Annotated in this window: 28 protein-coding genes and 1 tRNA gene; 18 read left to right on the top strand and 11 right to left on the bottom strand. The window is 64.6% G+C overall.

What is annotated here, in order from left to right; all coding sequences use genetic code 11:
* Positions 1 to 398: 398 nt before the first annotated feature.
* From DFR67_RS27900 to DFR67_RS27885, 4 genes are all read left to right on the top strand, one after another.
* Positions 399 to 472 (top strand) — tRNA-Gly (locus tag DFR67_RS27900).
* Positions 473 to 734: 262 nt separating this feature from the next.
* Entirely contained in the window at positions 735 to 2,351 is a 1,617-nt protein-coding gene (locus tag DFR67_RS27895; protein ID WP_281268386.1) for a RecQ family ATP-dependent DNA helicase, read from the top strand.
* Positions 2,352 to 2,437: 86 nt separating this feature from the next.
* Entirely contained in the window at positions 2,438 to 2,683 is a 246-nt protein-coding gene (locus tag DFR67_RS27890) for a hypothetical protein (RefSeq protein WP_110472703.1), read from the top strand.
* An 85-nt stretch (positions 2,684 to 2,768) separates the two neighbouring features.
* Complete coding sequence (locus DFR67_RS27885; protein ID WP_110472702.1) at positions 2,769 to 3,275, top strand: hypothetical protein; 507 nt, start codon at positions 2,769 to 2,771, stop codon at positions 3,273 to 3,275.
* Between the two features lie 16 nt (positions 3,276 to 3,291).
* Here DFR67_RS27885 and DFR67_RS27880 read toward each other — a convergent pair whose 3' ends face one another.
* On the bottom strand, positions 3,292 to 5,163 hold the full coding sequence (locus DFR67_RS27880; protein ID WP_110472723.1) for a S9 family peptidase: 1,872 nt from the start codon (positions 5,161 to 5,163) through the stop codon (positions 3,292 to 3,294).
* 142 nt (positions 5,164 to 5,305) lie between these two features.
* Here DFR67_RS27880 and DFR67_RS27875 point away from each other — a divergent pair, with 142 nt between their 5' ends.
* Positions 5,306 to 6,784 carry a flavin-containing monooxygenase gene (locus DFR67_RS27875; protein ID WP_281268385.1) on the top strand — a complete coding sequence of 493 codons (1,479 nt, stop codon included), beginning with the start codon at positions 5,306 to 5,308 and terminating at the stop codon, positions 6,782 to 6,784.
* On the top strand, positions 6,765 to 7,382 hold the full coding sequence (locus DFR67_RS27870; RefSeq protein WP_110472701.1) for a TetR/AcrR family transcriptional regulator: 618 nt from the start codon (positions 6,765 to 6,767) through the stop codon (positions 7,380 to 7,382). Before DFR67_RS27875 ends, DFR67_RS27870 begins: the two co-directional genes overlap by 20 nt.
* Here DFR67_RS27870 and DFR67_RS27865 read toward each other — a convergent pair whose 3' ends face one another.
* Positions 7,383 to 8,027 (bottom strand): nucleoside/nucleotide kinase family protein, encoded by a 645-nt coding sequence (locus tag DFR67_RS27865; RefSeq protein WP_110472700.1) that lies wholly within the window; start codon positions 8,025 to 8,027, stop codon positions 7,383 to 7,385.
* Between the two features lie 59 nt (positions 8,028 to 8,086).
* On the opposite strand from DFR67_RS27865, the gene DFR67_RS27860 reads away from it, so the two are divergent.
* On the top strand, positions 8,087 to 8,767 hold the full coding sequence (locus tag DFR67_RS27860; RefSeq protein ID WP_281268387.1) for a UdgX family uracil-DNA binding protein: 681 nt from the start codon (positions 8,087 to 8,089) through the stop codon (positions 8,765 to 8,767).
* A gap of 123 nt (positions 8,768 to 8,890) precedes the next feature.
* On the top strand, positions 8,891 to 10,162 hold the full coding sequence (locus DFR67_RS27855) for a glycoside hydrolase family 183 protein (protein ID WP_110472699.1): 1,272 nt from the start codon (positions 8,891 to 8,893) through the stop codon (positions 10,160 to 10,162).
* On the opposite strand, the gene DFR67_RS27850 is transcribed toward DFR67_RS27855, so the two are convergent.
* Complete coding sequence (locus DFR67_RS27850) at positions 10,159 to 10,725, bottom strand: DUF4334 domain-containing protein (RefSeq protein ID WP_110472698.1); 567 nt, start codon at positions 10,723 to 10,725, stop codon at positions 10,159 to 10,161. The genes DFR67_RS27855 and DFR67_RS27850 overlap by 4 nt on opposite strands.
* 116 nt (positions 10,726 to 10,841) lie before the next feature.
* Between DFR67_RS27850 and DFR67_RS27845 the strand changes: the two genes are divergently transcribed.
* Positions 10,842 to 11,672: a DUF1542 domain-containing protein gene (locus DFR67_RS27845; protein WP_110472720.1), complete on the top strand. Its 831-nt coding sequence runs from the start codon at positions 10,842 to 10,844 to the stop codon at positions 11,670 to 11,672.
* Positions 11,673 to 11,677: 5 nt separating this feature from the next.
* Here DFR67_RS27845 and DFR67_RS27840 read toward each other — a convergent pair whose 3' ends face one another.
* The 3 genes from DFR67_RS27840 to DFR67_RS27830 all read right to left on the bottom strand — a co-directional run bounded on the left by DFR67_RS27840 (position 11,678) and on the right by DFR67_RS27830 (position 14,452).
* Positions 11,678 to 12,601: a vWA domain-containing protein gene (locus DFR67_RS27840; protein ID WP_110472697.1), complete on the bottom strand. Its 924-nt coding sequence runs from the start codon at positions 12,599 to 12,601 to the stop codon at positions 11,678 to 11,680.
* Between the two features lie 66 nt (positions 12,602 to 12,667).
* Positions 12,668 to 13,621, bottom strand: coding sequence for an AAA family ATPase (locus DFR67_RS27835; protein ID WP_425451354.1), 954 nt, complete (start codon positions 13,619 to 13,621; stop codon positions 12,668 to 12,670).
* 3 nt (positions 13,622 to 13,624) lie between these two features.
* Positions 13,625 to 14,452, bottom strand: coding sequence for a mycofactocin-coupled SDR family oxidoreductase (locus tag DFR67_RS27830; RefSeq protein WP_110472696.1), 828 nt, complete (start codon positions 14,450 to 14,452; stop codon positions 13,625 to 13,627).
* Positions 14,453 to 14,578: 126 nt separating this feature from the next.
* Here DFR67_RS27830 and DFR67_RS27825 point away from each other — a divergent pair, with 126 nt between their 5' ends.
* The gene (locus DFR67_RS27825) at positions 14,579 to 15,202 is read left to right on the top strand and encodes an acyl-CoA-like ligand-binding transcription factor (RefSeq protein ID WP_110472695.1); all 624 of its coding nucleotides are present in this window, start codon (positions 14,579 to 14,581) and stop codon (positions 15,200 to 15,202) included.
* A gap of 26 nt (positions 15,203 to 15,228) precedes the next feature.
* On the opposite strand, the gene menC is transcribed toward DFR67_RS27825, so the two are convergent.
* A complete protein-coding gene (menC, locus tag DFR67_RS27820; RefSeq protein ID WP_110472694.1) occupies positions 15,229 to 16,335 on the bottom strand; it encodes an o-succinylbenzoate synthase in 1,107 nt (368 codons plus the stop codon).
* Entirely contained in the window at positions 16,332 to 17,150 is an 819-nt protein-coding gene (locus DFR67_RS27815) for a GNAT family N-acetyltransferase (protein ID WP_110472693.1), read from the bottom strand. Before DFR67_RS27815 ends, menC begins: the two co-directional genes overlap by 4 nt.
* 252 nt (positions 17,151 to 17,402) lie before the next feature.
* Here DFR67_RS27815 and DFR67_RS27810 point away from each other — a divergent pair, with 252 nt between their 5' ends.
* Complete coding sequence (locus DFR67_RS27810) at positions 17,403 to 18,194, top strand: lytic transglycosylase domain-containing protein (protein ID WP_110472692.1); 792 nt, start codon at positions 17,403 to 17,405, stop codon at positions 18,192 to 18,194.
* Here the strand turns inward: DFR67_RS27810 and DFR67_RS27805 are convergent.
* Positions 18,188 to 18,754 carry an HdeD family acid-resistance protein gene (locus tag DFR67_RS27805; protein ID WP_110472691.1) on the bottom strand — a complete coding sequence of 189 codons (567 nt, stop codon included), beginning with the start codon at positions 18,752 to 18,754 and terminating at the stop codon, positions 18,188 to 18,190. The genes DFR67_RS27810 and DFR67_RS27805 overlap by 7 nt on opposite strands.
* Before the next feature lie 107 nt (positions 18,755 to 18,861).
* On the opposite strand from DFR67_RS27805, the gene DFR67_RS27800 reads away from it, so the two are divergent.
* From DFR67_RS27800 to DFR67_RS27790, 3 genes are read left to right on the top strand one after another with little or no spacing between them, the layout of a single operon-like run.
* Positions 18,862 to 19,224: a hypothetical protein gene (locus tag DFR67_RS27800; RefSeq protein ID WP_110472690.1), complete on the top strand. Its 363-nt coding sequence runs from the start codon at positions 18,862 to 18,864 to the stop codon at positions 19,222 to 19,224.
* A gap of 12 nt (positions 19,225 to 19,236) precedes the next feature.
* Positions 19,237 to 20,661: a sensor histidine kinase gene (locus DFR67_RS27795; protein WP_110472718.1), complete on the top strand. Its 1,425-nt coding sequence runs from the start codon at positions 19,237 to 19,239 to the stop codon at positions 20,659 to 20,661.
* On the top strand, positions 20,658 to 21,317 hold the full coding sequence (locus tag DFR67_RS27790; protein ID WP_110472689.1) for a response regulator transcription factor: 660 nt from the start codon (positions 20,658 to 20,660) through the stop codon (positions 21,315 to 21,317). The genes DFR67_RS27795 and DFR67_RS27790 overlap by 4 nt, the downstream gene beginning before the upstream one ends.
* Here DFR67_RS27790 and DFR67_RS27785 read toward each other — a convergent pair.
* On the bottom strand, positions 21,309 to 21,887 hold the full coding sequence (locus DFR67_RS27785; protein WP_158540056.1) for a TetR/AcrR family transcriptional regulator: 579 nt from the start codon (positions 21,885 to 21,887) through the stop codon (positions 21,309 to 21,311). The genes DFR67_RS27790 and DFR67_RS27785 overlap by 9 nt on opposite strands.
* A 115-nt stretch (positions 21,888 to 22,002) precedes the next feature.
* Here DFR67_RS27785 and DFR67_RS27780 point away from each other — a divergent pair, with 115 nt between their 5' ends.
* Positions 22,003 to 22,989: an ABC transporter permease gene (locus DFR67_RS27780; RefSeq protein ID WP_110472687.1), complete on the top strand. Its 987-nt coding sequence runs from the start codon at positions 22,003 to 22,005 to the stop codon at positions 22,987 to 22,989.
* Between the two features lie 13 nt (positions 22,990 to 23,002).
* Here DFR67_RS27780 and DFR67_RS27775 read toward each other — a convergent pair whose 3' ends face one another.
* The gene (locus tag DFR67_RS27775; protein ID WP_146240556.1) at positions 23,003 to 23,266 is read right to left on the bottom strand and encodes a hypothetical protein; all 264 of its coding nucleotides are present in this window, start codon (positions 23,264 to 23,266) and stop codon (positions 23,003 to 23,005) included.
* A gap of 75 nt (positions 23,267 to 23,341) precedes the next feature.
* On the opposite strand from DFR67_RS27775, the gene DFR67_RS27770 reads away from it, so the two are divergent.
* The 3 genes from DFR67_RS27770 to DFR67_RS27760 all read left to right on the top strand — a co-directional run bounded on the left by DFR67_RS27770 (position 23,342) and on the right by DFR67_RS27760 (position 26,574).
* The gene (locus DFR67_RS27770; protein ID WP_146240555.1) at positions 23,342 to 24,514 is read left to right on the top strand and encodes a DUF418 domain-containing protein; all 1,173 of its coding nucleotides are present in this window, start codon (positions 23,342 to 23,344) and stop codon (positions 24,512 to 24,514) included.
* A 72-nt stretch (positions 24,515 to 24,586) separates the two neighbouring features.
* A complete protein-coding gene (locus DFR67_RS27765; protein ID WP_110472684.1) occupies positions 24,587 to 25,585 on the top strand; it encodes an MBL fold metallo-hydrolase in 999 nt (332 codons plus the stop codon).
* On the top strand, positions 25,582 to 26,574 hold the full coding sequence (locus DFR67_RS27760; protein WP_158540055.1) for a fumarylacetoacetate hydrolase family protein: 993 nt from the start codon (positions 25,582 to 25,584) through the stop codon (positions 26,572 to 26,574). Before DFR67_RS27765 ends, DFR67_RS27760 begins: the two co-directional genes overlap by 4 nt.
* The last annotated feature ends 6 nt before the right edge of the window (positions 26,575 to 26,580 follow it).

Genomic DNA, 26,580 nt, shown 5'->3' with positions numbered 1-26,580 from the left:
GCCGGCACCGAAGAAGATGATCAGCCTGCCCGGTCGTGCACCGCCACGCCACCGCAATCTCACACGCCGCCGCCCGCGTCCCATGCTCATCCTCAGTCGAGGACACATAGCGGTAGTACGCCAGACCATCCTCCAGGCGCGCAGCCCACGCCTGATTCACCTCACGAGTCCCAGACCGCACCCGCGACAACAACTCCGACGCCTCAGCATCGATAGGAGACGAAGCGCAGCGGAGCTCGACCCCATACTCCGTTGTGGTCCCCACCCAAGTCATATTTAGAACATACATTCGAGGTCTGACAATCGTCCAGGGTCGAGATGACAGGCCCAAGGTGGCGTCGACAAACGTCGTGCGCCGGCAGCCTGTTAATATCGCTCTCGCAGCCTCCGGGCCGCACGCCGATGTAGTTCAATGGCAGAACGGCAGCTTCCCAAGCTGCACACGCGGGTTCGATTCCCGTCATCGGCTCCACCAAGATCTTGCTCCCCGGCCCCGCCGGGGCTTCCCGTTTTCGTTCTTCCACTCTCCCGAACTCACCACGACGTCGCGTCGCGCCGGTCAGCCCGACGGCATGGTTTGGGAAACTCGCCGGTCGGGCATTTCGAAAATCGAGCCGGGCGCGACGCAACGGCGGGAAGGGCTTCGATGGCGACTATGGACACTGACAACGACGCCGACGGCACGCTTGTGCCCACCGCGGAACTCCCGCTCGGTAACGCTCACTGAACACGCTGTGGTAGAGCTTATTTCGGAGTTGGAGGCCACTGCGGCCGACGTATTCGGTTGGCCTTCACTCGCGTCCTATCAATCCGAGGCGATGAGCGCAGTCATGCGCGGGCAAGACACCCTGGTGATCATGGCGACGGGGTCGGGGAAGTCAGCCGTCTATCAGGTCCCCGGTATCCACCTGAACGGCATTGTTGTTGTCATCTCACCGCTCATCGCACTGCAGCACGATCAGATCAAAGCTCTGGAGGATGTCGGGATCGGCGCGGTCGCGATCAATTCCCAGCAGCGCAAACGCGACCTGACCGCGGCGTGGGATCGCATCCGGAGCGGAGGCGCACAGTTCGTCTTCGCCACCCCGGAACAGTTGACAGATGACGAAATTGCCTCTGCACTCGACGAATTGAATGTCGCGCTACTGGTGATCGACGAAGCCCACTGCATATCGGCGTGGGGACACGACTTCCGTCCAGAATACCTACGCCTCGCAGGCGTTCGAAGAGCACTCGGCAACCCGCCGATCGCTGCCTTGACAGCTACCGCCTCGCCCCCGGTGCGCCAGGAGATCATCCAACGACTCGAGCTGCGGAACGCTCACGTCGTCGCCGGCGGGTTCGACCGACCAGAGATCAGCCTGTCTCTCGAACACGTCGTGGACGCTCAGGATCGGCAGCGCAGGGTTGTGGAGCACATTCTCGAACTCAACGGGCCAGGCCTGGTGTATGCGGCCACCCGTAAGGACACCCACGCGTATGCGGACGCGCTGGCACAGCACGGGCTGCGAACGGCGAGTTATCATGCAGGACTGCGTAGATCCGCGCGCGATGAGGTCCACAATGCGTTTCTTGCCGATGAAGTGGACGCGGTGGTGGCCACGTCAGCATTCGGGATGGGCGTCGACAAGCCGAACGTACGCTACGTGGTCCATGCAGCCGCACCCGACTCGCTCGACACGTACTACCAGCAAATAGGGCGCGGGGGCCGCGATGGTGACCCGACGACAGCGACCTTGTTCTACCGCAGCGAAGACCTCGCGCTGGCTCGCCTGTTCACGACCCAGCGCCCTGATCGCGACATGTTGCGATCGGTCATGACTGCACTTCACGACGACTCGCCTCAGCGGCTCACCGCGCTGCGAAAACACCTCGGCGTTCGCGGCCGGACCTACATCAATGCGATCAATCTGCTGGAGCGGGCCGACGTACTCCACTCGACCCGTGAAGGGTTGGTTGCACGCGATGTCAGCGTCGACGAATCGATCGACCGCGCCATCGACATCACCCGGCAGGGCGAAGAGTTCGATCGCACCCGCGTGGAGATGCTTCGTGAGTACGCGGAAACCGCACACTGCCGTCGGCAACTGCTCCTCGGATACTTCGGAGAACTGACCGACACGGCCTGCGGCAACTGCGATCGGTGTCGAAGCGGCAGCGACACACGCCCGACGAATGCAGGACCCTTCGACCTCGGTGCGAAGGTCGAGCACGAGGAATGGGGTACCGGAGAGGTCATCGACACGAGCACCGACCGGTTGACGGTGCGATTCGAGCGCCACGGGTACCGCACCTTGTCGGTCGGCGCGGTGACTCGACACCAGCTGTTGGCCACACGCTCGAAGCAGTGACGTCGGGGGACGCGTTTCGTCGACCATCCCCCCGGGTATTTGGCGGCCGACAGGGGAGAACACGACCAACGCAGGAGGAGTCCGCCATGGTAACGGCTTCACACGTCAAGGAACTGCTGGGCAGCCCACTCGACGACCCACATCTCGTCCTCGAAACCGGCAGAGTATTCGTCCAGAGCGGCACCGACGTGGAGAAGGATCCGTCCTCGCTGGTGATCGCATCCGCACGTGAGCTCCGGGACACACACGACCTCGCGGATCCACCGGCCGACGAGGTACTCGAGACCATCGCCGCGCTGCTCGATGACCGCGTCTCCAAACTCGGCGCGTAGACCGGGGACGTCCTTCGCGGAGCAGTGAGAGCGGCCCACATCGTTGGTCGACCGGGCTATCCTTCGACCAACGAAAGGACGCGCATTGAATCTCGAAGAATTCCGTCGCATCATCCAGAGCTCCGGCCCCGACGACTGGCACGTGATCAAGCACCAGGGACCGAGTTACCACAACTGGTTCGACGGTTCTCCGAGCGCAAGCGGCTATCGCCTCGAGGTGAACAGTCACTACGCGACCGCGTCCTACAAGCCCGATCTCAACATCACGGTCGCCTGGGGCATGGGCCTCGATTTCGAGCATGAAGGCGACCAGAGCCATGCCCGGATCTTCGAGTGGTCGAAGATGTTCGCAGACAAGACGGTCAAACTCTGCTTCGCCGACTTCTTCTGGTGCGGCGCACTCGTCGACCGGTTCAACTACGTCGTCGCCGACGGGGGCCGAGCGGTGCTGCCGTGGGCCCTGGAGATCCGCGGATTGGTCACGACCCAGCATGAACACGACACCGCCAAACTCATCCATCACCTCGGCGACCACGTCGAAGGATTCGAACGCTACTTCGAGCGCGTCGGATTCAAGATCGAGGGCAACTAGGCGCAGGAGCCCGGCGCTACAGGTTCTCGCGGTAAAAGGCCAGTTCCGATTCACGTGCGTCGATGATGGTCTCTACCTTTCGGAACCCATGGGACTCGCCCTCATAGGCGACGTAGCGGTGCGGAATTCCTTTCGCCACCAGTGCGTCACGAAATCGTTCCGCCTGGGAAGGCGGGACGATCGGGTCGTCGAGCCCCTGTAGCAACAGCACGGGGCAACTGAGCCCGTCGACGTTGTTCAGCGGGGCGCGGCTGCGGTAGAGGTCGGCGGCCTCAGGGAGCGGCCCTATGAGCCCGTCGATGTACCGGGATTCGAAATCGTGGGTCTCGGCCACGAACTTCTCGAGTTCGGCGACTCCGTAATAGGAGGCGCCGCATGCGAATACGTCGGAAGACGTCAGAGCCGCGAGGACGGTCCATCCGCCGGCTGACCCACCTTCGATGGCGAGCCGCGCACGATCGGCCAAACCACGGTCGGCAAGCCCTCGCACGGCAGCCACGGTGTCCTCGACGTCGACGATTCCCCATTGACCACGCAGACGATTGCGGTATTCCCGGCCGTAGCCACTGGACCCGCCGTAGTTGACGTCCACCACTCCGTAACCGCGCGAGGTGAAGAACGCGTACACGGGATCGAGGCGAGGTGCGACGTGCGCAGTCGGGCCGCCGTGGACGAACGCGATGTACGGGGGGAGCTCGCCGTCCGGACCGGTTTGTTCGGGGTTGCGCGGCGGGTACACGACCGCATGTACCTCGCGCTTCGGTCCCTCGAACGTGATCTGCTGCGCAATGGGTAGAAACTGCTCTGACGGAACGTCGTCGAGTGACAGTCGCACATCCGAGAGCTCGCCCGATCTCAGGTCCAGGATACGAATACCGCCAGGGGTCCGCGCACCTGCGGTCCTGAGCAGAACCCGTGGTCCGTCGATGTCGAGCAAGGCGATGGTGGTGTGATCGCCGAGGTCCATATCGTCGAATTCGCCTGTGTTCGTGTCGAGCCTGGCGAGGGTGTCGGTTCCCACTGTCCGCACGGTCAGCAGCGTCGCGTCACCGGCCTGCAGGTACCAACCCGCACCGAGCTGCCACAGCGGTGCACCGATGTCGGCCGCCACCGTGCCGAGAGCTTGCGACGTTCCACCGGCGGCGTCGAATGAGTGCAGGTTCCACCAGCCGCTGCGGTCACTGGTTGCGAGCAGCCGTTCGGGTCCAGTCCACTCCGGCTGGAGGACGGATTCGTCTGTGCCCCCTGCAAGAACGAGCCACTCCCCCGCAACACCATCCGCCCCCAGCGACGCGACCCGTAATTCTGTTCCATCCCAGGGCATCTGCGGATGATTCCAGGCAATCCACGCCAGCCTGCGACCGTCCGGCGAGACCCGCGGGTAGGCGAGGAAATCGGACCCGGACACGACCGAACGGGCAGGGGCGCCGTCCAGTCCGATTGTCACGATGTCCCGGATGATCTTCCCGTCACCGTCGTGGCTTTCGCGCACACACCAAACCTCGTCGTCGCGCACCGACAGGTCTCCGTAGCGAACCTGCGAGTTGCTCTCGGGGGTCAACGCGGTTCGACGACCCTCCTCGACGAGGTAGAGACGCTGATCGGAGTATTCGGCGTAGACGAGTCGCGCGTCCGCGGTGACGGCCCACGCCCCACCGCCGTACTCGTGCACACGGGTCCGCGCGTCGTACGGGGCGGGCAACACGTCGACGGGTTCGCCGTCGTCACCCCGCCTGCGAATCGCCGTACGCCCGCCCTCGGTTGGCCGGGCTTCCGCCCACCAGACGTCGGATCCGACAAAACGAGCACCGGATACGGGATGCCCGCTCGCGGCGAGGTCGGCAGCTGCAATAGGCGAGGTCCACGATCCATACGGCGCAACAGTCACGATCACGACAGTATCGAAAGTCGACACTTGCACGTCGTCGGGACCCGGCGATCATGACATCGGCCATTGACTCGAACGCGTCGACACTCTACATTTTGAACAATGTTCATAATGGGGGTTACAAGAGGCACAAGGCTTTCGCGTGGCTGAGCCGCGGGTGTTGGTCATCGGCGCGGGCATGTCCGGACTGGCGATGGGCGCCAAACTCAAGGCCGCCGGCATCGACGATTTCACCATCCTCGAAAAGGGCTCCGACGTCGGCGGCGTGTGGTTCTGGAACCGCTATCCCGGCCTCGCCTGCGATGTCCCTTCGCTGCTCTACCGGTACTCGTTCCAGAACAAGACCGACTGGCCCAACATCTTCTCCGCGCGCGATGACATCCTCGCCTATCACCGCGATGTCGCCGACGATCATGATCTGTGGCCCCACATTCGACTCGACTCCGAGGTCGTCGCCGCCAAGTTCGTCGACAACGCCTGGCACGTCGAGTCCGCTGCCGGTGAGAAGTTCACCGCGGACTTCCTGATCGCGGCAACCGGTGTGCTGCATCATCCGAACCGTCCTGACATCCCTGGCCTCGACGACTTCGCCGGCCCCGTGGTCCACACCGCACGCTGGGATCGGGACCTCGACGCCACGGACAAGCGGGTCGCCATCATCGGCGGCGGGTCGACAGGCGTACAGATCACCGGCGCGCTGCAACCCATCGTGCACAAGCTGTCGCTTTTCCAACGCAGTCCGCAGTGGGTCCTGTGGGCGCCGACCACGCTTCCCCAGCCGAAGTTCATGACCCGATTGTTCCGCCGTCGCCCCTCATTGGCGCAGGCATCCTTTCGGGCATCGGTGCGCGCCAGCGCCTTGTTCACCGACCTGACGATCCACCCGGGTATCAAGAGGCGCGCCGTGCAGGCCTACGCCCGACTCTGCCTGTACCTGATCCGCGACCGGAACCTGCGGGAACGATTGCGGCCTGACTACCAGCCGCTGTGCAAGCGGCAGGTGCTGTCCGGCAACTATTTTCGCGCGGTCCAGCAGTCGAACGTCGAGGTGGTGACCGAACGCATCGACCACGTCGACGCGACGGGTATCGTCACCGCCGACGGCAACCATCACGACCTGGATGTCGTCGTCCTCGCCACCGGATTCCAAGCGCACAATTACATGCGTCCGATGGAGCTTACCGGACGCGATGGCATCACCATCGACGAGGCGTGGAAGAGCGGGCCGCATGCCTTTGCGATGACGAGCATCCCCGGCTTTCCAAACTTCTTCACGATTCTCGGCCCCAACAGCCCGGTCGGCAGCATCCACCTGCAGACCGCAGCCGAACTCACCTGCGACCACATCGTCCGGTGGATCTCGGCATTCGCACGCGGAGAAATGATGACGGTCGAGGTGTCCGAGACCGCAACGAGCCGCTTCAACACCGACGTGGTGGATGCGCTACAACCGACAGTCTGGAACACCGGTTGCGAGAGTTGGTACTTCAAAGACGACGGGACGGTTGACCTCTGGCCGTTCGATCTCGCCACACTGAAACAGTATCTTGGGCAACCACTGTCGTCGGATTACACGATCACGCACCCAGAACGGGGTTCCGATGGCGACCAAATGGGGTGACCGCGACGCACGACGCCGCGACATCCTCACCGCCGGTGCCGAACTACTCGCCGACAAGGGGTACGCGGCACTGCAGATGCGCGACGTCGCGAAGGGCGCCGGCATCAGCCTCGGCACGATCTACACGTATTTCGCAACCAAAGAAGCCCTTTTCGCCGAGCTGTACGCGGAGCGGCTCACACTGCTGCACAAGGCCATCGAGCCCGCATGCGTCGCCACTGAGGACCCCGTCGACCTCTTCGTCCTGGTAGCCACCGAGTATCTCGATGTATACCGGACCTACGGCCGAGAACTGAACATCTGGTCTTTGCTCGCCGACACGAACGGCGAGACGACATCTGTTCACACAGAGGCCTTGACCTCGGCGGCTCACGACGTTCTGGCCTTGCTGCACAATTCGCTCGAGCGGATGTTCAGAGAACGCTCAGACGCCGGAAGCCCCCAGATGACAAACGCCCTGACCGTGCTGTGGGCCACCATGACTGGCCTGGCCGATCAGTTCACCGGCGTGCGACACCGCTTGCACCGTACGGATTGGGACGGTGCCGCGCACTTTGCGGCGACGACCCTGACACGCGGTCTGGGCCTTCGGACCTGACTAGCGCTGATCACCGGCAGCGAACGCGGTCACATCTATGACCAGATCGGCGTTCCCACGGCGCGCCCGCACTCGCTGAGCGTTGCTCTCGTCCGGCCCCTCGGCCCATCGCCACGCCGCGGATTCGGACATCCCGAACCGGATATGACGCTCCACGAGACGCTCCAGCCGAAGGTGATGCGGCGCTTCGACATACCAGATCTCATCGACCAGATCGCGTAGCCCGGGCCACGGCTCATCCTCGTCGAGCAAGTAGTTGCCTTCCGTGATCACCACCGGCACATCGGCGGACACAGCGATTGAACCCGCGATCGCCTCCTCGACACCGCGCACATAGTCGGGCGCGTACACCACCGGTTCATCTCGCGCGCAAAGACGCCTGATCAGCTGGAGGTACCCGAACGCATCGAAAGTATCGATCGCCCCTTTTCGATCAGATCTGCAGAGTCGTGCAAGTTCTTCATTCGACAGGTGAAAGCCGTCCATCGGAACGACCACTGCGTCGGTCCCCAGTTCATCGGCCACGGCACCGGACACGGTGCTCTTCCCCGAACCGGGTTCGCCGACGATGCCGATGAGCACTCGCTCACGCGTACTCCGTAGCCGTTCGATCCTGTCGATCAACTCCGCAGGCCGTGTGATCACTCGTCGTGCCTTTCGTGTCGGTTACTCATCCGATTATCGGGTACTTGATCGACCATCGGATCGACCGCCCGACCGAGAGGTACCCGATGGCAGCACCAGGCGCCCAGGACTACGTCCCTGACAGCCACGTTCTGACCCGCCTCGCGGAGGCGGCACAGCAGTGCCACGGATGCGATCTCTATCTCGACGCGGAGCAAACCGTGTTCGGCGCCGGCAGCCGCAAGGCGCGCATCGTGTTCGTCGGCGAGCAACCCGGAGATCAGGAGGACCGGGCAGGCAAGCCATTTGTCGGCCCTGCAGGAAAGATGTTCGACAAGGCTCTCGCCGCAGCCGACATCCCACGTGAGAGTGCGTACGTGACCAACGCGGTGAAGCACTTCAAGTTCACCCGGTCCGAGCGCGGCAAGCAACGAATCCACAAGAAGCCAGGCCGCACCGAGATCGTCGCCTGCCGACCCTGGTTGATTGCCGAACTCGAATCAGTTCAGCCCGACGTCGTGGTCTGCCTCGGTGCCACCGCCGCCCAGACCATCTTGGGGAGAACATTCCGTCTGACCTCGCACCGGGGCGAGGTCTTCGATCTGTCCACTGACGGCGATCTACCTGCGCTCTCCGTATCTCCACAGGTCACGGCGACAATCCATCCCTCTGCAATCCTGCGCGGCCCACCCCAGGATCGGGACGCGGCGTTCGCCGCATTCGTGGAGGACTTGCGGACCGCGGCCGCCCTCGTCGGCTGACCGGCCCCAATCGTTGCAGAAGCGAGACAGGGAAACCCCGACACCTCTGGAACACTGACTACCCAGTCACACTGGTCACATCAGTCACAGGCGTAACAGCCTTCTTTCGGGGTTAGGGGATCCATGCGGGCCTTCCGGGCGGCAACAATCGGGGCAACAGTGCTGGCTCTCGCGGCTGCGGGCACCGTCGCATTGGCAGCACCGGCATCAGCTGCGCCCTGCGGAAACCCGGGCACGAGCGGTTCGAGCGGGATGCCCGGATTCGGCACCGGCAGCACCGGCGGCCCCGGCGGGCAGAGTGGCCGAGGACCTCAGGGACCGCTTCCCCGATTCAGCGGGGCCACCACCAAGACCGTCTCCTGGGTCACGGGCCCTCGCAGCGAGAACAACACGTTGGACAGATTCGGGATCTCCGGCACCGACCTCGGCATCAGCTGGAAGAACGCGCAGGGGCAGACCCTGATGGCCTATGGCGACACCTTCGGCAACTGCGATGTACCCGGCCAGGAATGGCGTTTCAACGTCCTGCTGCGGTCATCTGACAACGACCTCGCGAACGGCATCACCGTCCCCGACGCGCAGCCCGGGAACATCACGTCCGGGTCGGTTGTCTCCGCCGACCGGCCGAACTTCGCCCGGCAGCTGATCGAAGCGATCGGCCTCGACTTCGTCGAGGTCACCAAGATCCCGACCGCCGCCATCTCCATCGGCGACAAGCAGTACATCAACTTCATGTCCGTGCGTAAGTGGGGCGACGCGGGACGCTGGGACACCAACTACTCCGCGATCGCGGAGTCGGGAGACAACGGGCAGACGTGGGAGACCAAGCTCGACACGATCCGCGTCAACGCACCCGTGACCGTTCCGACGATCCAGCAGGTGCAAGCCGACAACGACAAGTTCCAGATGAATGCCTACGCCAAGGGCAAACCCGGTGACCCATACATCTATCAGTACGGAACCCCGAACGGCCGTTTCGGTAGTGCGCACCTCGCCCGGGTGAAGCCCGAGAGTTTCCTCAACCTCGCCGCGTACGAGTACTACACCACCGATGCTGCCGATCCTTGGAAGCAGGAGCTGGGTAACCTCAAACCCGTTCTGGCAGCACCGGTCAGCGAGATGTCGGCCTCATGGAACGAGTACCTGGGCAAGTACATCGTGCTGTACGGCACAAGCGATCTCGGCGGCGGTACGGTGATCCGGACCGCAGACAAGCCCGAAGGACCCTTCGGGCCGCCCACGACCCTGTACAACTCGCTGCAACTGCCCGGGGTCTACGCGCCCTTCATACATCCATCCTCTGCGGGCAAAGACCTCTACTTCACCGCCTCGAGTTGGGGCAGCTACAACGTGATGCTCCTGCGCACCGATCTGAGCAAGGTCAGGACAAACTAGCGACCCTGCGCGAGGACGGGCAGCGAATCGTCGCGGCGCAACGAAAAGAAGTACGGGTTCGCGCCACGCAGGTCCATCAACCCGATCACTGTGTCGTCGTCGATCCTGCGGAATACGTCGTTGATCGGATGCGCGTCGTAGACCATGGTCGCCGATCCCACGCCGCCGTATTCAGTGGTGCGCAGCCGGGCTTTGGGCTTCCTGGTGCCCATCACAGGTCGCGAGGCCGCGACCAAACCGGCCAGGGAACGGCCCTCGAGTGACGCCAACGGTGCCTTCATCAGCAGGCCGAAGGGAAGCCGGCGTGGATCGAGTGCCCACAATGCGCGACCGTCCGCAGTCGGGAACAACAGCGGGTGCACGGTCTCGGAATCGATGAACGCCTTTCCCCACCAACCACTTGCGCCGAGCATGCCGTCCATCCGGTGGCCGGTCCGCAGCTCCGCTCCTTTCCAGGTCCCGATCATGAAATCGGGCTCCACGGCGGGAGCATTGTCGAATACGTCTTGCGCCTGCGCGGCGGTGGCCTGCTGCTCGGCGATGATGATCTCGGCTGTAGACATGGACGCCAATCTAGAGCACCGGGGCCTGCCCAATGATGCCGTTCGAGGTACTCGGCGCCCAGGTAGGGTGGAAGATGTCCGATTTCACCGGGGGTGCGAATCGAAAGGTGCCGATCGTGGAGCTGCTACTGATCTTTGCCGTCATCGCTGTGGTCGTAGGAATCGTCGTGCTGGCCCGCGGCCAGGGCACGAACCGCCGCCACGAAGAGTCGGTGCTGGCTGACGCGAAAGCCGATGCCCGCCAATCCATAGAACGACTCGGCGGACAGGTATACGCCCTGATCGGCTCCAACGAACCGGCCAAATCTGCTTTGTCCGATGCCTCGGAGCGATTCAACGCGGCCGGTTCACAGATCGAGCAGGCCTCCACACCGAAACAGGCACAGCTGGCCAAACAAACTGCGCTGGAGGGCCTTTACTACATTCGCGCTGCGCGACTCGCGATGGACATGGATCCTGGCCCCGGGATCGCGACGCTCGAGGGACAGAAGTCGTCCGGCGAGGTCACCGAGAACCGCGACATCGAGTTCGAGGGCCGCCAGGTGTCCGCGTCACCGAACCCGTCCGACAAGACCCCGAACTACTACCCCGGCGGCCGTGTCGCAGGACGACCCGTGCCGGCCGGCTGGTACTCCGAGCCTTGGTGGAAACCCGCGTTGGTCGCCGGTGCCTGGGGCGTCGGATCGGTCTTCCTGTTCAGCGCGATGTTCGGCGGGATGGCAGGCGTCGGTTACGACAGCACGGCCTTCGAGAGCGGGTACGGCGACGGCTATCAGGACGGTCTGGGCGCCGGTGGTGACCCGGGCGGCGACGTCGGTGGTGACCAGGGCGGAGACTTCGGCGGCGGGGACCAGGGCGGTGACTTCGGGGGTGACCAGGGCGGGGACTTCGGCGGTGGAGATTTCGGTGGTGGGGATTTCGGTGGTGGAGATTTCGGGGGTTTTTGAAGCCCTCAGCCGAAGATGGAGGTCAGGGCCGGCGCCACATCGTGGTGATCCCGGATCACCCGGCAACGCCCGCGACCGACGATTCCCAGATCCCGGCCCAGGTCCAGGTCATTTTCGCCTGAGGTGTCGAGCAGCACGTCCAGTCGCGGCAACCGCGCCGCGACCCCACGGGGATCCGGCCCGGCGTTGTGCACGCAGTCGCTGAGAAGCAGCACCCTCGCGTCTGCGGGTGGCACGCCGGCCAGCTCACGCGCCGCGACCTCCAGCGCGAACGCGACGTTGGTCAGTCCCTGCGTCGGCAGGGTCAGCAGCTGATCCAGCACGGTCTCGGGGCCGACCCGTTCTCCCAGCCGGACCAATAGCGCTGCATCCGACCAGAAGGCCACCACAGCAACGTCGTCGCGCGCCAGTTCGCCGACCATGGCGCCGACCGTGGCAGCAGCGGTCCGTACCTGCTCACCCTTGGTCGAGCCGGAGATGTCGACGACGAGGACGATGGATCGGCGGTTGCGGACTCGCTCTCGCACGAGGATGTCGTCGTCGGTCGGCACCGGATTACCGGCGATCGCCTCCAGCGTCGCGTCGAGATCGAGTTCGTCGGTCCCACCGCGCCAGCGCATCGTGGTGAGGGTGCCTGCACTGGCGCGCCGCGCACGACGTTGCCGCATCGGTTGCGCGAGCGCGAGTCTGCGCGCGATCTGCCGCGCGCGCCGGCGCCCGGCCTCGTCGACGACAAGGGTGCCACCCGCGGCCGTCAGATCACCTTCATCGTCGGTCTCCCCCGGCGCCGATGACCCCGGGAGTTGCATCGGCTTACCCGATGGTCCTCCTTTGGGAATCAGTGTGAACCCGCCGCTGCCACCGGACGCAGGCTTGAGCAGTTCCGGTTCTTCGTCCAACTGCTTGGGTTTACGCCGCAGCGGCTTCATGTGCGCCCGATCGTGACCGGCGCCCTTCCCCGGCCTCGACAGCGGACCGTCAGCCGGAACTGCTCTTCAACCGGGCTCGGCAGCGGCGGGCAGCAGGATGAAGTGGTCTTGCCAGATTTGGTGCAACACCGCTTCGGGCGTCTCGAATGCCGTGTCGTCGAGGTGTATTCGGCCGGACAGGGCCACCAGCATGGCGTCGAGCACCACCGCCGTGTACTCCTCTGGCAATCCACGCGGCGGCTCCACCGAATCCGCGGCAGGCAACTGCACCCCGCGCATCTGAGCGAGCTGCGCCACCATCAGCGCGACATCGATCGCACCCCGGACGCTACTGCCTTGGCGGATATCGTCTCGTTGGCGCGTCGCCCTGGTCACCGCGACGGCATCGGCGACGACCCGGGCCGACATGACTCCGGTTCGGCGGGTGACGATTTCCCGTTCGGCCGCCGCGTCCTGGTAGGTGATGACGAGTCTGCACATCCGGTCATGCACGGACGTCGACAATCTGGTCGTGCCGATGTTGTCGTACGGGTTCATCGACGCCACGATGCGAAAGGTCGGCAGAGCCGTGACGCTGCCGACCCGCGGCACGGTGATCACGCGCTCAGCCATCGCGGTGAGCAGCGTGTTCAGGGTATCCTCGGGCGCCCGGTTGAACTCCTCTATGTAGAGAAAGCCACCGGTGCGCATCGCCTCGATCAACGGACCTTCGACGAAATTGTTCGCCGTGTAGTCCTCCTTGAGAACTCGGGCCGGATTGTGATGGCCCACAAGACGGCTCGGAGTCAGGTCCGCATTGCCCTCGACGAACACCAGAGGGATGTCCCATTCGGAGGTGATGGCACCGAGGAGCGTCGACTTGGACGTACCCGGCGGTCCCTCGAGCATCAGGTCGCGGCCCGCAGCAACCGCCGCGAGCAGGAGATCGGTCTCCCGCTCACGACCGACCACCTTGTGCGCGATCCGAGACCGCACTTCCGACAATGACGTTGCTTCGACCACCGAGCCGTTGTTCTGCACGCCCTAGAGTCTTCCACCCGCGTCGACGACATGCGTGGTCCCGGTCACATAACGACCGTCATCAGAAACCAGGTAGAGCACCGCGTTGGAGATGTCGACCGCTTCGACCATCGGGATGGGCAGGGCGTTGAGTTCTCTAGCGGCGACCTCGAACTCTTCTCGGGTCGGTTTTTCGAGGTCGGGACGGAACAGTTGATACGTGGCGTCATTGAGGATCATCGGCGTCGCGACAGTGGTCGGATGCACGGTGTTGACGCGAATGCTCGCAGGTGCGAGCTCTTTAGCCAGCACCTGCATGAAGCCGACCAATCCGGCCTTGGCAGCGGAATAGTGGGCGATGTTCTCATTCGCCCACATCGAGGCCAACGAGCTCGTGAGCACGATCGCGCCTCCACGACCACCCGAGACGATATGCGGGGCGGCGGCCCGAACCGTTTTCCAGACTCCCGTGAGGTTGATGTCGATCATCGTCTGCCATTGCTCTTCTTCCATCTCGAGCGTCGGACACATGGTGCTGATGCCGGCGTTCGCGAGCACGATGTCGAGGCGGCCGAGTTGGGCGACTCCGTCATCGGCTGCCTTCTTCAGGCCAGCCAGATCACGGACGTCGACCTCTGACGCCACGATCCTGCGATCGAGTGCCTCCACCTCTTTCACCGTCTGCTCAAGGTCCGCGGCGGTGGCGGTGTCGTAGGGCACGGTTGCGACTTGCTTGGCGGTGTCCACCGCAATGATGTCGGCGCCCTCCTGCGCGAGCCGAATGGCGTGACTACGCCCCTGACCTCGTGCGGCACCGGTGATGAAGGCGACTTTGCCCTCCAGTTTTCCCATGTCGACCACTCCTGTTCATTGTGACCCAGCTCTCACCTCCGAGGTTATGTCACCTAGTGCCAGAACACCAGGGTCGATTTTCGGGCGAACCTGCACAACGACCGGCGAAGGTGGGACGATAGCCAGATGGCAGACGGGGAGGTCCACGCCGGGGTGACCGATACAGTTGATCGAGGCGGCCGTCCCGCTGCGACGAGCGCGCACCAACTGGCCGCCGCGGCCCAGAAGTTGTTCGTCGAGCGGGGGTTCGAGGAGACGAGCGTGGAGGACATCGCCACGGCGGTCGGAGTCAGTCGCCGCACATTCTTTCGCTATTTCGCGACAAAGGCCGACGTGCTGTGGGTCGAGTCAGACGCCGAGTTTCGCCGGCTCACCGCATTTCTGGCCGCCGACGACGGGACCGCCCCGGCGCGCGACGTCGTCGAGGCCGCGATCATCTCCGCCCTCGCCTTCAGACCCGGCGACGAGGAATGGGCCCGGCACCGAACGCAATTGGTCCTGACCGTGCCCGCGGTGCAGTCCCATGCGTCGGTGCTGTACCGGCAGTGGCGCGAGGCCGTTGCCGATTTCATCCGCTGTCGAGGTCTCTGGCGCGACGACGAATTGTTCGCAATCGCTTTCGCGCACTCGACCACCGCCGCCATCATGACCGGTCATGAGTACTGGGTATCGCACCCGGAAACATCTCTGCTGCAATGCCTTCGATCATCCATCCACTTGTTGGTACCCAGCGGCCCACCTGCTGCCTGACGCAGCCACCGCGGGCGCAGAGTGGATCACGATGTGATCCACTCACTCCAGGTCGTCAGGTCGGCGAGGGCCTGCGGATCGGGGTCTATCCCGATCCCAGGACCGGTGGGCACCGCCATCATCCCGCCCTCGGCCACAAACTGCTCGGTCAGATCGCGGTCGAAGTAGCGCGCGGACGACGAGATGTCCCCCGGGAGGGTGAATCCCGGCAACGCTGCGAGAGCGAGGTTTGCGGCGCGACCGAGACCGGTTTCGAGCATGCCGCCACACCACACCGGGATGCCATGGGCCACACAGACGTCGTGGATCCGGCGGGCTTCGAGATATCCGCCGACCCTTCCGGGTTTGATGTTGACGATGTCGCAGGCCCCGACAGCCAGGGCGTCGACGGTGGATCGTGCGGACAGGATCGACTCATCGAGGCACACGGGCGTGGTGGACATCTCCCGCAGACGGGCATGCGTACGCAGGTCTTCCTCGTCGAACGGCTGCTCGATGAGGAGCAGGTCGAAGGGGTCGAGCTTGGCCAGGTGTGGCAGGTCTGTCGGCCCGTAGGCGGTGTTCGCGTCCACCTGCAACATGAGGTCGTCGCCGTAACGCTCGCGGACCGCCCGCGTCGGCTCGAGGTCCCAGCCCGGTTGGATCTTGAGCTTGATGCGCCCGTACCCCTCGTCGAGATAAGCCTGCACTGTGTCGAGGAGCCCACCGACGCTGTCGGTGATCCCTACCGACACACCGACTGGCACCGTGGTGCGCACTCCGCCCAGATACCCCGACAAGGGCAAGCCCGCACTTCTCAGCTCGGCGTCGAGGACCGCGGTCTCCAAGGCAGCCTTGGCCATTCGATGACCTTTGAACTTCTCGACCAGTGGCGCCACCTCGACCGCCATCACCTCACCGGGCGACAGTATCGCTGGAACAAGGAACTTCTTGAGGACATCGATTGCGCCACCGGCGTATTCGGACGAGTAGATCGGATCGTCGATGGCGACGCACTCACCCCATCCCTCGGCATCCGCGGTCGCCACGCGCACCAGCAATGCGTTCCTGGAAAGTTCGACGCCGAAGGAGGTCTGAAACGGTGAGACCAGCGGCAGGTCGACGAGCCGCAACTCGACTCCGGTGATCTTCATGATCGTTTCGCCGTCGTGAAGACGTAGTGACCCGATCGATCGAACGCCACCCGCCTGCCACCTTCGCCGACGAGCTCTGACATCGCCTCGCGCAGTGCAATTCGCCACCGTGAGGCCGCCGCAGGATCGTCGCGGCGCATGGCCTCGATGTCATGGGGGACGGGTACCAGCACCACCTCCGCGTCCCCTAGGTCTCCGATAGTCGCGCGCGGGTCTGCCGGATCAGAGGTATCGATTGCGGTCACCGCGTCGCTGACCGATCCGGCATCGGGGGCCGCCGGGGACCGTAGATCACCGAGTGACCACGACACCAGCAACCGATCGCTCTCATCACCGCCTCCGATCTCGTCGCCGACGTCTCCGTAGAAGTCGACGTGGTAGGCGACGGGAGCCGCACCCAGTTTCGCCAGGTTGAAATGGGCGTTGCGGGCAACCAACGGGTCAAACGTCCATGTGATCTCCGAAAGCCCCTGCGCCAGAGCCCAATCCCGCTGATGGAGCTTCAGCGCGAAACCCACGCTCCGTCCACGGCCGCGATCTCCCACTCCCGTGATGTGGCTGTGCAGTACCCGACCGGCCGGGGCTGCGAAGAATGCGACGCTGCCACCCACCAGCACATCATCGAGGTAGGCACCGCTGACATAGTTGCCTGCGTGAATCAGCGCCCGCACCATGTCGGTGCTGACCGGCCGATTGCCGGGATCTGGTCGCCAGATCTGGTCGAACAGCCCAACGAGCGAAACGATGTCGTCATTCGACTCCAGCATGCGCAACGTGAGCCCTGGCGCCGGCTCCGGGTAGCTCTTCACCGTCATGAATCTACGTGGGCTCCCCATACTGCGGGTACAGAAATCGACGTCGGGCGACGACGGTCGATGAGCCTGCCGTGCATCGGTATGGCTGAGATCACACTTTTAGCTCTGCGAACCACTGACCTGCACGGCCCGAAGGCGGCCCCGAGGAGAGTGCCCCGGCTGGTCACGGAACGGTAACGGTCGCGTCCGGATTTCGTGTAGCGTCGGCGCCGATCACAGGGGCACCATGCCCTGAAACAGGAGGTATCCGCCGTGGGTAAGCACTCAGCCCCCAAGAGAAAGTCGCGCTCACCGTTCGCACTGGTCGCGCTCGTCCCCATCGGGCTCGTAGCGGCGGCAGCCACCGCGGAAGCCGGTCATCAGCTGACCGAGAGCCCGACCAGTCAGGTCGCAGACCGCGCGCCCGCGACCACGGACGCCTCCCCCGAGCCCGCGCCCGCCGCCGCGCCGGTCACCGCGCAGCCCGTCGTCGCCGCCCCCGCACCGGCCGTACCGGCACCGTCGGCAGCCCCTGAGGCAGTGCCGGCAAGCGTCGCCACCGGCGCGATCCCCAAGATCAACTGGGAGGCCTATCACGCCGCCGGCTCCAAGCTGGCCCAGGAACTCCCCGGCTGCGGCATCTCGTGGCAACTGATCGCGGGCATCGGCCGCGTCGAGTCGACGCACGCCAACAATGGCAAGGCCGATGGCACGGGCGAGCTCGAGATCCCGATTCTCGGACCCGTCCTCGACGGCAGCCTGGCGGGCAACAACGTCATCCACGACACCGACGGTGGCGCTCTCGACGGCGACCCCAACTTCGACCGCGCTGTCGGCCCGATGCAGTTTCTGCCCTCGACCTGGAAGCACTACGCCGAAGACGGTAACGGCGACGGTGTCGCCGATCCGCAGAACCTCTTCGACGCCGCACTGACCACCGGCCGCTACCTCTGCGACGGCAACCTCGACCTCCGCGATCCCGCTCAGCAGGTCACCGCAGTACTCCGCTACAACAACTCGATGGAGTACGTGTCCAACGTGCGTGGTTGGGCGCAGGGTTACTGAGGTACCTCTGCCGCCCGCGGCAGGGTGAACAGCGTGATGACGCTGACAACCACCAGCAGGATCGCTCCCACGATCAGGAAGGTGGCGATCGCAGCGCCCGGCAGGAACAGCACGATGATGCCTGCGACGATCGAGAACGCGCCTGATCCGATGAGGAACCACTTCGGCGCGTAGTGCGCGCCTGCCAGCCCGGCAGCGACCTCTTGGATGCCCTGGAAGATCCAGCCGACACCGATCAGGATCGCCAGCAGGACCAGCGACTCACCCGGGTTGAACAGGCACACGATGCCGGCGATCAGGATGATCGCACCCATCAGACCGAGAAAAACCCTGATCCCGGTCGGCAGCAGCTTCGCCGAGAAAGCCATGGTCAGGCGGTAGATACCGGTGAAGATCAACGTGATTCCGAAGAGGACGGCGACCACCACAAGCGTCGGCTCCGGCCAGATCAGGGCCACGATGCCGATGATGATGCCGACGATCGCGCTCGCGATGAGCCCGGCGCGCACCGCATTACGCAGCTGATCGGGGAAAGACTGAGGGACAACGATGTTCGTCATGGGATGAACTTACAACTTTCGGCGCCTCGGCGACGGTGACAAGAAGATGAAAAATCCTTCATCTTGCCTTCATCACCAGCGTAGGTATGGGCTCCGATAGTTGACGCATGAACACGAAAACAAAGATCGGAATGGCCGCCGCCGCAGTCGCTGGCTCCGCGCTCGTCTTCACCGCCAGCTACGGGTTCGCCGACTCCTCCCAGGGGCCTGACGTGCCCAGCCGTATCCAGATCGGCGAGGTCGCCACCACCGCACCCGCCGAACCACCGACAACGATCGCACCGCCGCCCCCTCAGCCCGGCAACCCGGTTCCCCCGGCGCCGGGTGTCACCGACGACGATGACTGGGACGACCACGTCGGTGACAACCACGACGACGACTGGAACGACCAGGATGACGGCGTCGACGACAACGACTGGGATGATGATCTCGATGACAATGGGCCGGACGACACCGATCTCGACGACTGAGTGATCTCTCCTGTGCCGAAGCTCTTCTCCCGCAGCAGCACACCGCGTCGACCGGGCCGCGTCTCTGCGCGCGTCCGGATCCTCGGGTGGTTGCTGTTGCTGACCGTGCTGACCCTGCTGTTCGTCGGGGTCCTGGTGCGCACCATCTTGCTGGAGAACGTCGACACAGACACCAATGCAGCACTCACCCAAGAAACCGAAGAGTTCGGCGAGTTCGCCAGAACAGGGATCGATCCGGCGACCGGACGGAAGTTCGACAACGTCGCCGAGTTGTTCGAGGTGTATCTCTCGCGTCAGGTGCCCGATGAGGACGAGATCCTGCTCGGTGTCGACAACGCCCGTTCCGAGTTCCCGTTCTACAAAGCAGAAGCGCGTCCTCCCTACGCAGTGCAGGATGACGCCGGTTTGCTCGCAGGTGTCAACGCATCGGCATCGTCGTGGGGCAACACCGGTACTCCCGCCGGCGAGATGCGCTGGGCGAAAGTTCCCGTGACCTCGACCAACGGCAGTAGCGGCCACCTACTCATCGGGTACTTCACCCAACCGGCTCGCGACGAGGTGGCGTCGATCATGACGACGGCCGCCTGGGCGGCGCTGCTGGCACTGCTGCTGATCGCGGGTGTCGGCTGGGTCGTCGCCGGTCAGATCCTCGCCCCGGTCCGTACGGTCCGCAAGGCCGCCGCCGAGATCAGCGCGCATGACCTGACCCAGCGCATCCCGGTGCAGCGCCGGGACGACATCGGCGAACTGGCAGAGACATTCAACTCGATGCTGGACCGACTCGACGACGCATTCGCCACCCAACGGCAATTTCTCGACGACGCAGGCCACGAATTGCGCACCCCGATCACCATCGTCCAAGGTCACCTCGATGTGATGGGCGACGACCCCGCCGATCGGGATGAGACACTGCGCCTGGTCACCGACGAGCTGGCGAGGATGACCCGGATGGTCGACGATCTGCTGTTGCTCGCCAAAGCGCGTAGACCGGACTTCGTCCGGCCAGGGCCGGTGGCGCTCGCCGACCTCACCAGCGACATCTATCGGAAGGTCGAACAGTTGGGCAACCGATCCTGGAGTGTCGACTCGACCAGTACCGATATCGTCCGGGTCGACGCACAACGAGTCACCCAAGCGCTGGTGCAATTGGCGCACAACGCCGTTCGGCACACTCGCGACGGTGACCGGATCGAACTGGGATCGGCGGTCGACGACCACGTGGTGACCTTCTGGGTCGCTGACACCGGGTCCGGCGTCAGCCCCGCCGACGCCGAGAAGATCTGGGAGCGCTTCTCACGCGGATCGGGCTACACGGGCGAGGGCGCGGGGCTGGGTTTGGCCATCGTGAAAGCCATCGCCGAAGCCCACGGCGGACGCGCCATCCTGATGGACAAGCAAGGTGCCGGATCTACTTTCGGAATCGAGTTGCCACGATGAACCGCATCCTGATCGTCGAGGATTCTGAACGCATCGCCTCGTTCATCCAGAAGGGACTACGGGCGAAAGGCTTCACCACCACGGTCGTGGGCGACGGGGCATCGGCCATCGACTACGCCGCCGGGGCGGAGTTCGACATGATCATCCTCGACATCGGCTTGCCCGACCGCGACGGTTTCTCGGTCTTGGACGAATTGCGCGGCTCCGGTGTCCGCACCCCGGTCATCATCCTCACGGCTCGTGACTCGGTGCGGGACACGGTGACCGGACTCGAGGGTGGCGCCGACGACTACATGACCAAGCCGTTTCGGTTCGAGGAGTTACTCGCCCGCATCCGGCTGCGCCTGCGCACCGAGGAGCGTCACACCGAGGTCACCGTCCTCACCGCCGGCGACCTCTCCCTCGACATCCACACCCGCCGGGTGAGTACCGCCGGTGGACCGGTGGACCTCACCGCCCGGGAGTTCGTCCTGCTCGAGTTGTTCTTGCGACATCGAGGACAAGTTCTGTCCAGGGAGCAGATCCTGTCCGGCGTGTGGGGGTACGACTTCGACCCGGGCTCCAACGTCGTCGACGTGAACGTGCGCTCGCTGCGCCGCAAGCTCGGGGCCCAGCGGTTCGAAACCGTCCGCGGCATGGGCTATCGACTACCGTGACGGCCGCAGACCTGCCACGAAGATGGACAGCACCCGGTCGGTGAGTTCGTCTCCCGTGACGGTCCCGTCCATCATCGGGTCAGCGATCAGGGCGGGCATCGGACGGGTGATGAGTGCGACCCCGGCGAAGAAGTCGCGTGCGGTAACAGACTCACGAACAACACCTTTCGCCTTCGCCCGATCCAGGATCTGGCCAACGCTGGCGAGGTTGCCTCTGCGTGCGTCGATCAGCTCTCGGGGGATCAGCTCCTGATCTCGGACGATGATCGGGATCAGGGCGCCGAGTTGCAGCGACACGAACATCCGGGTCAAGCGAGCCATCGCATCGTCCGGATCGTCATCGACCTGCACCAGCAGTTCGTCCAGGATCTTGCGACTGCGCTGGAGGCCGTCGGCGAGGATGGCGAGTTTGAGGTCGAGTCGGGTCGGAAAGTTGCGGTACAGCGTCGCGATCCCGACGCCGGCAGCCTCGGCCACTGCTTCGAGTGGGACGTCGTAGCCTCGATCTGCGAACAGATCACGGCCGGCGACGATCAGTCGCGTGCGCCGTTCCTCGGCATCAGCCCTCACTCGTACGTCCTTCCGTTGCGTGGCTCCTGCACTTGACAGCACACACTATACGGAGGATTATCCTCCACATAGATATGGAGGATAATCCTCCACTTATAGTCACCAGGAGACTTCCATGAACCGCAAAGTTCTCGGCGCCCTGTTCGGCCTCGCCGCTGTGGTGGTGCTGATCTCCCTCGCCTTCGTGCTGCCTGCCAAGCATTCGGGGGCCCACGACCTGCCCGTCGGAATCGCAGGTCCACCGCAGGCCTCGGCTTCGATCCAGCAGACCCTGGCAACCGCTGCGCCCGGCGACTTCGAGTTCCGCAGCTACGGCTCAGCCGGCGAACTGCGGACGGCGATCGAGAACCGCGAGATCGTCGGCGCCTTCTCCACCACCGCCGAGGGATCCACCGTGATGGTGACCTCGGCGGGCGGCGCACCGATCGCCCAGACCCTGCGCGGCATCGCGACCGCCATGTCGGCGCAGACCGGAACGGAGGTCTCGGTCGAAGACGTGGTTCCGACCACCGCCGCCGACCCGCAGGCCGCTGGTATTTCCGGACTCGCACTGCCGCTGGTGATCGGCGGCATCATCCCGGCGGTGGTTCTTGCCCGACTGCTGCCGCGTAAGCCACTTCAGCAGGCCGGCGCCGCGCTCGGATTCGCGATCATCACCGGCTTCGCCCTCGGCGCGGTGCTGCACTTCGGGCTCGGGACCATCGACGACAACATCGTCCTGGTGTCACTCGGGATCGCGCTGGGGATGTCCGCGATCAGCCTCACGCTCATCGGCCTGACCGGACTGCTCGGGATGGCGGGGTTCGGAGTCGGGGTGCTGACCATGATGATCGTCGGCAACCCGCTGTCGGGCATCGCCTCCAGCGCCTACTGGCTGCCGTCAGGATGGGCTGAACTCGGACAACTGTTGCCTCCCGGCGCGTCCGGGACGCTGCTCCGGTCGCTGGCATTCTTCGGCGGACACGGCGGCGGAGCAGCACTGATCGTGCTCATCTGCTGGGCTGCGATCGGGGTCGCGCTGTCGTTCGCGGCGTCGCGGCGTACACCGGCCGGCGCCGCCGAGCCATCGTCGACAGTGGACGAGTCCGTCGCGGTGTCATGACGGCCGCGGTGCTCTAGAGCCCCAGGGAGCGGGCGTACTCCTCGACCTGCTTCTTGGCGTCCGAGAGACTTCCACCGTTGCGCTCGTGCCACAACTTCATCGCGATCGGGAGCTTCCCCGCACGCAGCGCATCGGTGATCTCATCGGGAACAGCCGCAGAAGGCCCAGCAGTCGGCGCCGCAGCACCGAGCCTGCGGTAGAGATCGTCGATCAGTTCGCCTTGCCGCCGCACCTCTCGTTTGAGGTCGGCGATGTCCTGGGCGTCGCTGGTACTCATCGGTTTCCGTTCGCGTTGTTCGTCGCCGATCACTGTGGTTCGGACGCTAACAGGTGCTTGAGCGAAGATGAACCGATGAAGGTCGATCGAACGACACGGATCCCAGGCGTCGACATCGCCAGGGCACTTGCGGTCCTCGGCATGTTCGCGGCGCACATCTTCGACCTCGACGACCTGCGCTGGACCGAGCCCTCCACCTATGGATCACTGGTCCAGGGGCATTCCGCCGTCACGTTCGCAGTGCTGGCCGGCGTCTCGATCGCACTCGTCACCGGCGGCACCCGGCCGCAGACACCGGATCAACTGGTGATCGCCAGACATCAACTCCTCGTGCGGGCCTGCTGCATCTTTCTTCTCGGCGGACTCCTGCAGATGCTCGGTACCCCGATCCTGGTGATCCTGGTGATGTACAGCTTCCTGTTCGTACTCGCACTGCCGCTGCTCCAGGTGCCACCGCGAACCCTGTTCATCGCGGCCGGAGTGCTGGCCGTTGTGATGCCCGTTGCCGTCCCACCCCTGCACGCCGCGATCGGCGCCTGGGGGTCTCCGTACAACGCGCTGTCCGACATCCTCATCAACGGCGGCTACCCGGCGCTGATCTGGTCCGCGTATCTGCTGCTCGGCCTCGGCCTCGGCCGACTCGACCTACGCTCCCCCACGGTCGCTCGGCGGATGGTCGGGGTCGGTGCGGGTCTTGCCGCCGCGGCGTATCTGCTGTCCGCCGCGCTGGTCGGGCTGCAGAACACCGTCGACCCGGATCGGCAGTTCGACCCGCCGTCCAAGTTCTTCGCGCCCTACGACAATCCGGGCAGAGGTTTCCGCTGGACCTGGTCGGATCTGCTCGGACTCCTCGGAGCGGACGCCCATTCGGGCACTCCGTTCGATGTGTTCGGTTCCGCCGGTATCAGCATGGTCGTCATCGGACTCTGCCTGATCGTGTGCCCTCGGCCGGCGCCGTGGAACTACCCACTGCAAGCGACCGGCACCATGGCACTGACCGTGTACAGCGCCCATGTCGTCGCCATCTTCGCGCTGTGTTCGGTGACCGAACGCGGCACCTCCGGCGGATACCCCTGGCAAAACTTCTGGACCTGGCTGTTGTTCACCGCGGTCGCCGTCTCCTTCTCCTCGTTCTGGATCCATCGGTTCGGTCGGGGCCCGCTCGAGCGCCTGATCACCACGATCGCGGTACGCAGCTCCGGCAGTAGCCGACACAGGCGTGCGCCGGCCCCGCAATCGGTAGAGTGAGCAGTTGCCGCGGCCACCCATCGCACCGCATGCGATCGGCGGGTCGAGTAGAACTCACGCAAGGACGAACCCATGCCAGTTCGGCACGACACGGTCACTCAAATCGACAGCAATACATACGCTTTCATCGATCTCCCCGGCGGTTGGGGCCAGGCCAACACGGGATTTGTGGTGGGCGACGATGCCGCGATGGTCATCGACACCGTGTGGGACCGGCGGCGGGCCGAGACCTTGGCGCAGGCGGCGAGCGAACTGACCGCGGGGGTCCCCATCACCGAAGCGGTGAACACCCATTCCGACGGTGACCACTGGTGGGGCAACGACACCCTGCCGCAGTCTGCGCGCATCACCACCTCCGCCGCGTCCCTGGAGGCAATGACCGAAGAAACGCCACCCGGCGCGGTGGCGCGATTCTCCGCACTGGGTGCCGCCGCCAGGGTTCTGCCCGGACCGGTCGGGGCGCTCGGCCACTACATGCGTCAGGTGACCGGCGGAGCCGAGCTGCCTCGCACACTCCCCCGCCTGCCAGACCACACCTTCGAGATCACCGAGACGATCATCGTCGGTGGTCGCGACACCCATCTGCGCACGCTCGGTCCCGCTCACACCCCGGGAGACCTCATCATCCACCTCCCCGACGCCGGAGTGGTGTTCAGCGGAGACCTGTTGTTCATCGGGTCCACCCCGATCATCTGGCATGGGCCCCTGCGGAATTGGACCGACGCCCTCGATCACATGCTGGGCCTCGACGCGCAGACCTACGTACCCGGACACGGACCCATCTGCGGCCGGGCCGAGATCGAGTTGCTCCGCGACTACTGGCATTGGGTCGCAGAGGGAGGCCGAACACACTTCGCTGCCGGGACACCACCATTGCGTGCCGCCCGGGAAATGGTGCGTAGTTCAGATTTCGCGCCGTTTTCGCAGTGGGGATCGCCCGAGCGCATCGTGGTGAACCTGAGCACCCTGTTCCGGCTGTGGGACGGGCAGCAGCCCGCCGCGCCGACCTTCACCCGACGTGCCCGCGCGTTCGCCGACGCGGGCACCCTGCAACGCGAGCTCGCGCGGTGAAGATCCGGCGGCTCACCGAACCCGCATCATTGGCCATCCTGCACGAGCCGACCCAGAGCTGGATCAGTCTGCGAGCCGCACTCGACGCCCGTAGTGGGCTCGACGAACTGTCGCACCTGCCTGCAAATCTGTTGGCCCTGCTCGCGACCGGCGACCATTCGCGGGCTCGGATCATCGAGCTGGTCGAGTGGGCGGCCGCCGAAGGGATCGGTGTGGCGAATGAGCCCGCCCCCGCGATTCCCTACTACCCGAGTTCGCTGCGGTGCTCTCTCGGTTGGGAAGAACACTGGGTGAAAGCGGCGCACAGACTCCTCGATCGCAATCTCCCGGCGGCCCGACCACCCGCGTGGGCCTATGAACGTCTGACGCGCAAGGTGTTTCCACCGCTACGCCCAAAACCCGCGTTCTACGATCACCCCGTCTACTACACGGGAAACCACCTGACCGTCATCGGCGACGGCGAGCCGATGCCCTGGCCGGCCTACACCACCGAACTGGATTTCGAGCTCGAGTTCGGCATGATCCTTGCCCATCCGGTGCGCGATGCGACCCCGGAAAAGGCCGCTGCGGCCATCGGCGGATTCGTGGTCTTCAACGATTTCAGCGCCCGCGACGTGCAGTGGGACGAGCAGCGCCGCGGGGTTTTCGGGCCCGTCGTCAAAGCCAAGACGTTCGGCAGCTCCATCGGTTCGGTGGTCGTCACCGCCGATGAGATCCTGCCGAAGATCGACCAGCTCGGCGCTGCTGTACACGTGAACGGCACCCGCTGGTCGTCGACGAGTACACGCGGACTGCGTTACACCCCAGGCGAAGTGGTGGCGTACGCCAGCCAGTCCGAGAATTTGCATTCGGGTGAACTGATCACCTCGGGGACTTTGCCGATGGGTTGCGGTCTCGAACTGAATCGCTGGATCTCACCGGGCGACGAGGTGACCCTGTCGATCGATTCGATCGGTTCGGTCACGAACACGGTCGCTGATCCGAGCTGAACACCA

It is taken from the genome of Williamsia limnetica, from assembly GCF_003217475.1.
Lineage (GTDB): Bacteria > Actinomycetota > Actinomycetes > Mycobacteriales > Mycobacteriaceae > Williamsia > Williamsia limnetica.
The sequence above is the reverse complement of the archived record's forward strand: the minus strand, read 5'-3'. Positions and strand labels throughout refer to the sequence as shown.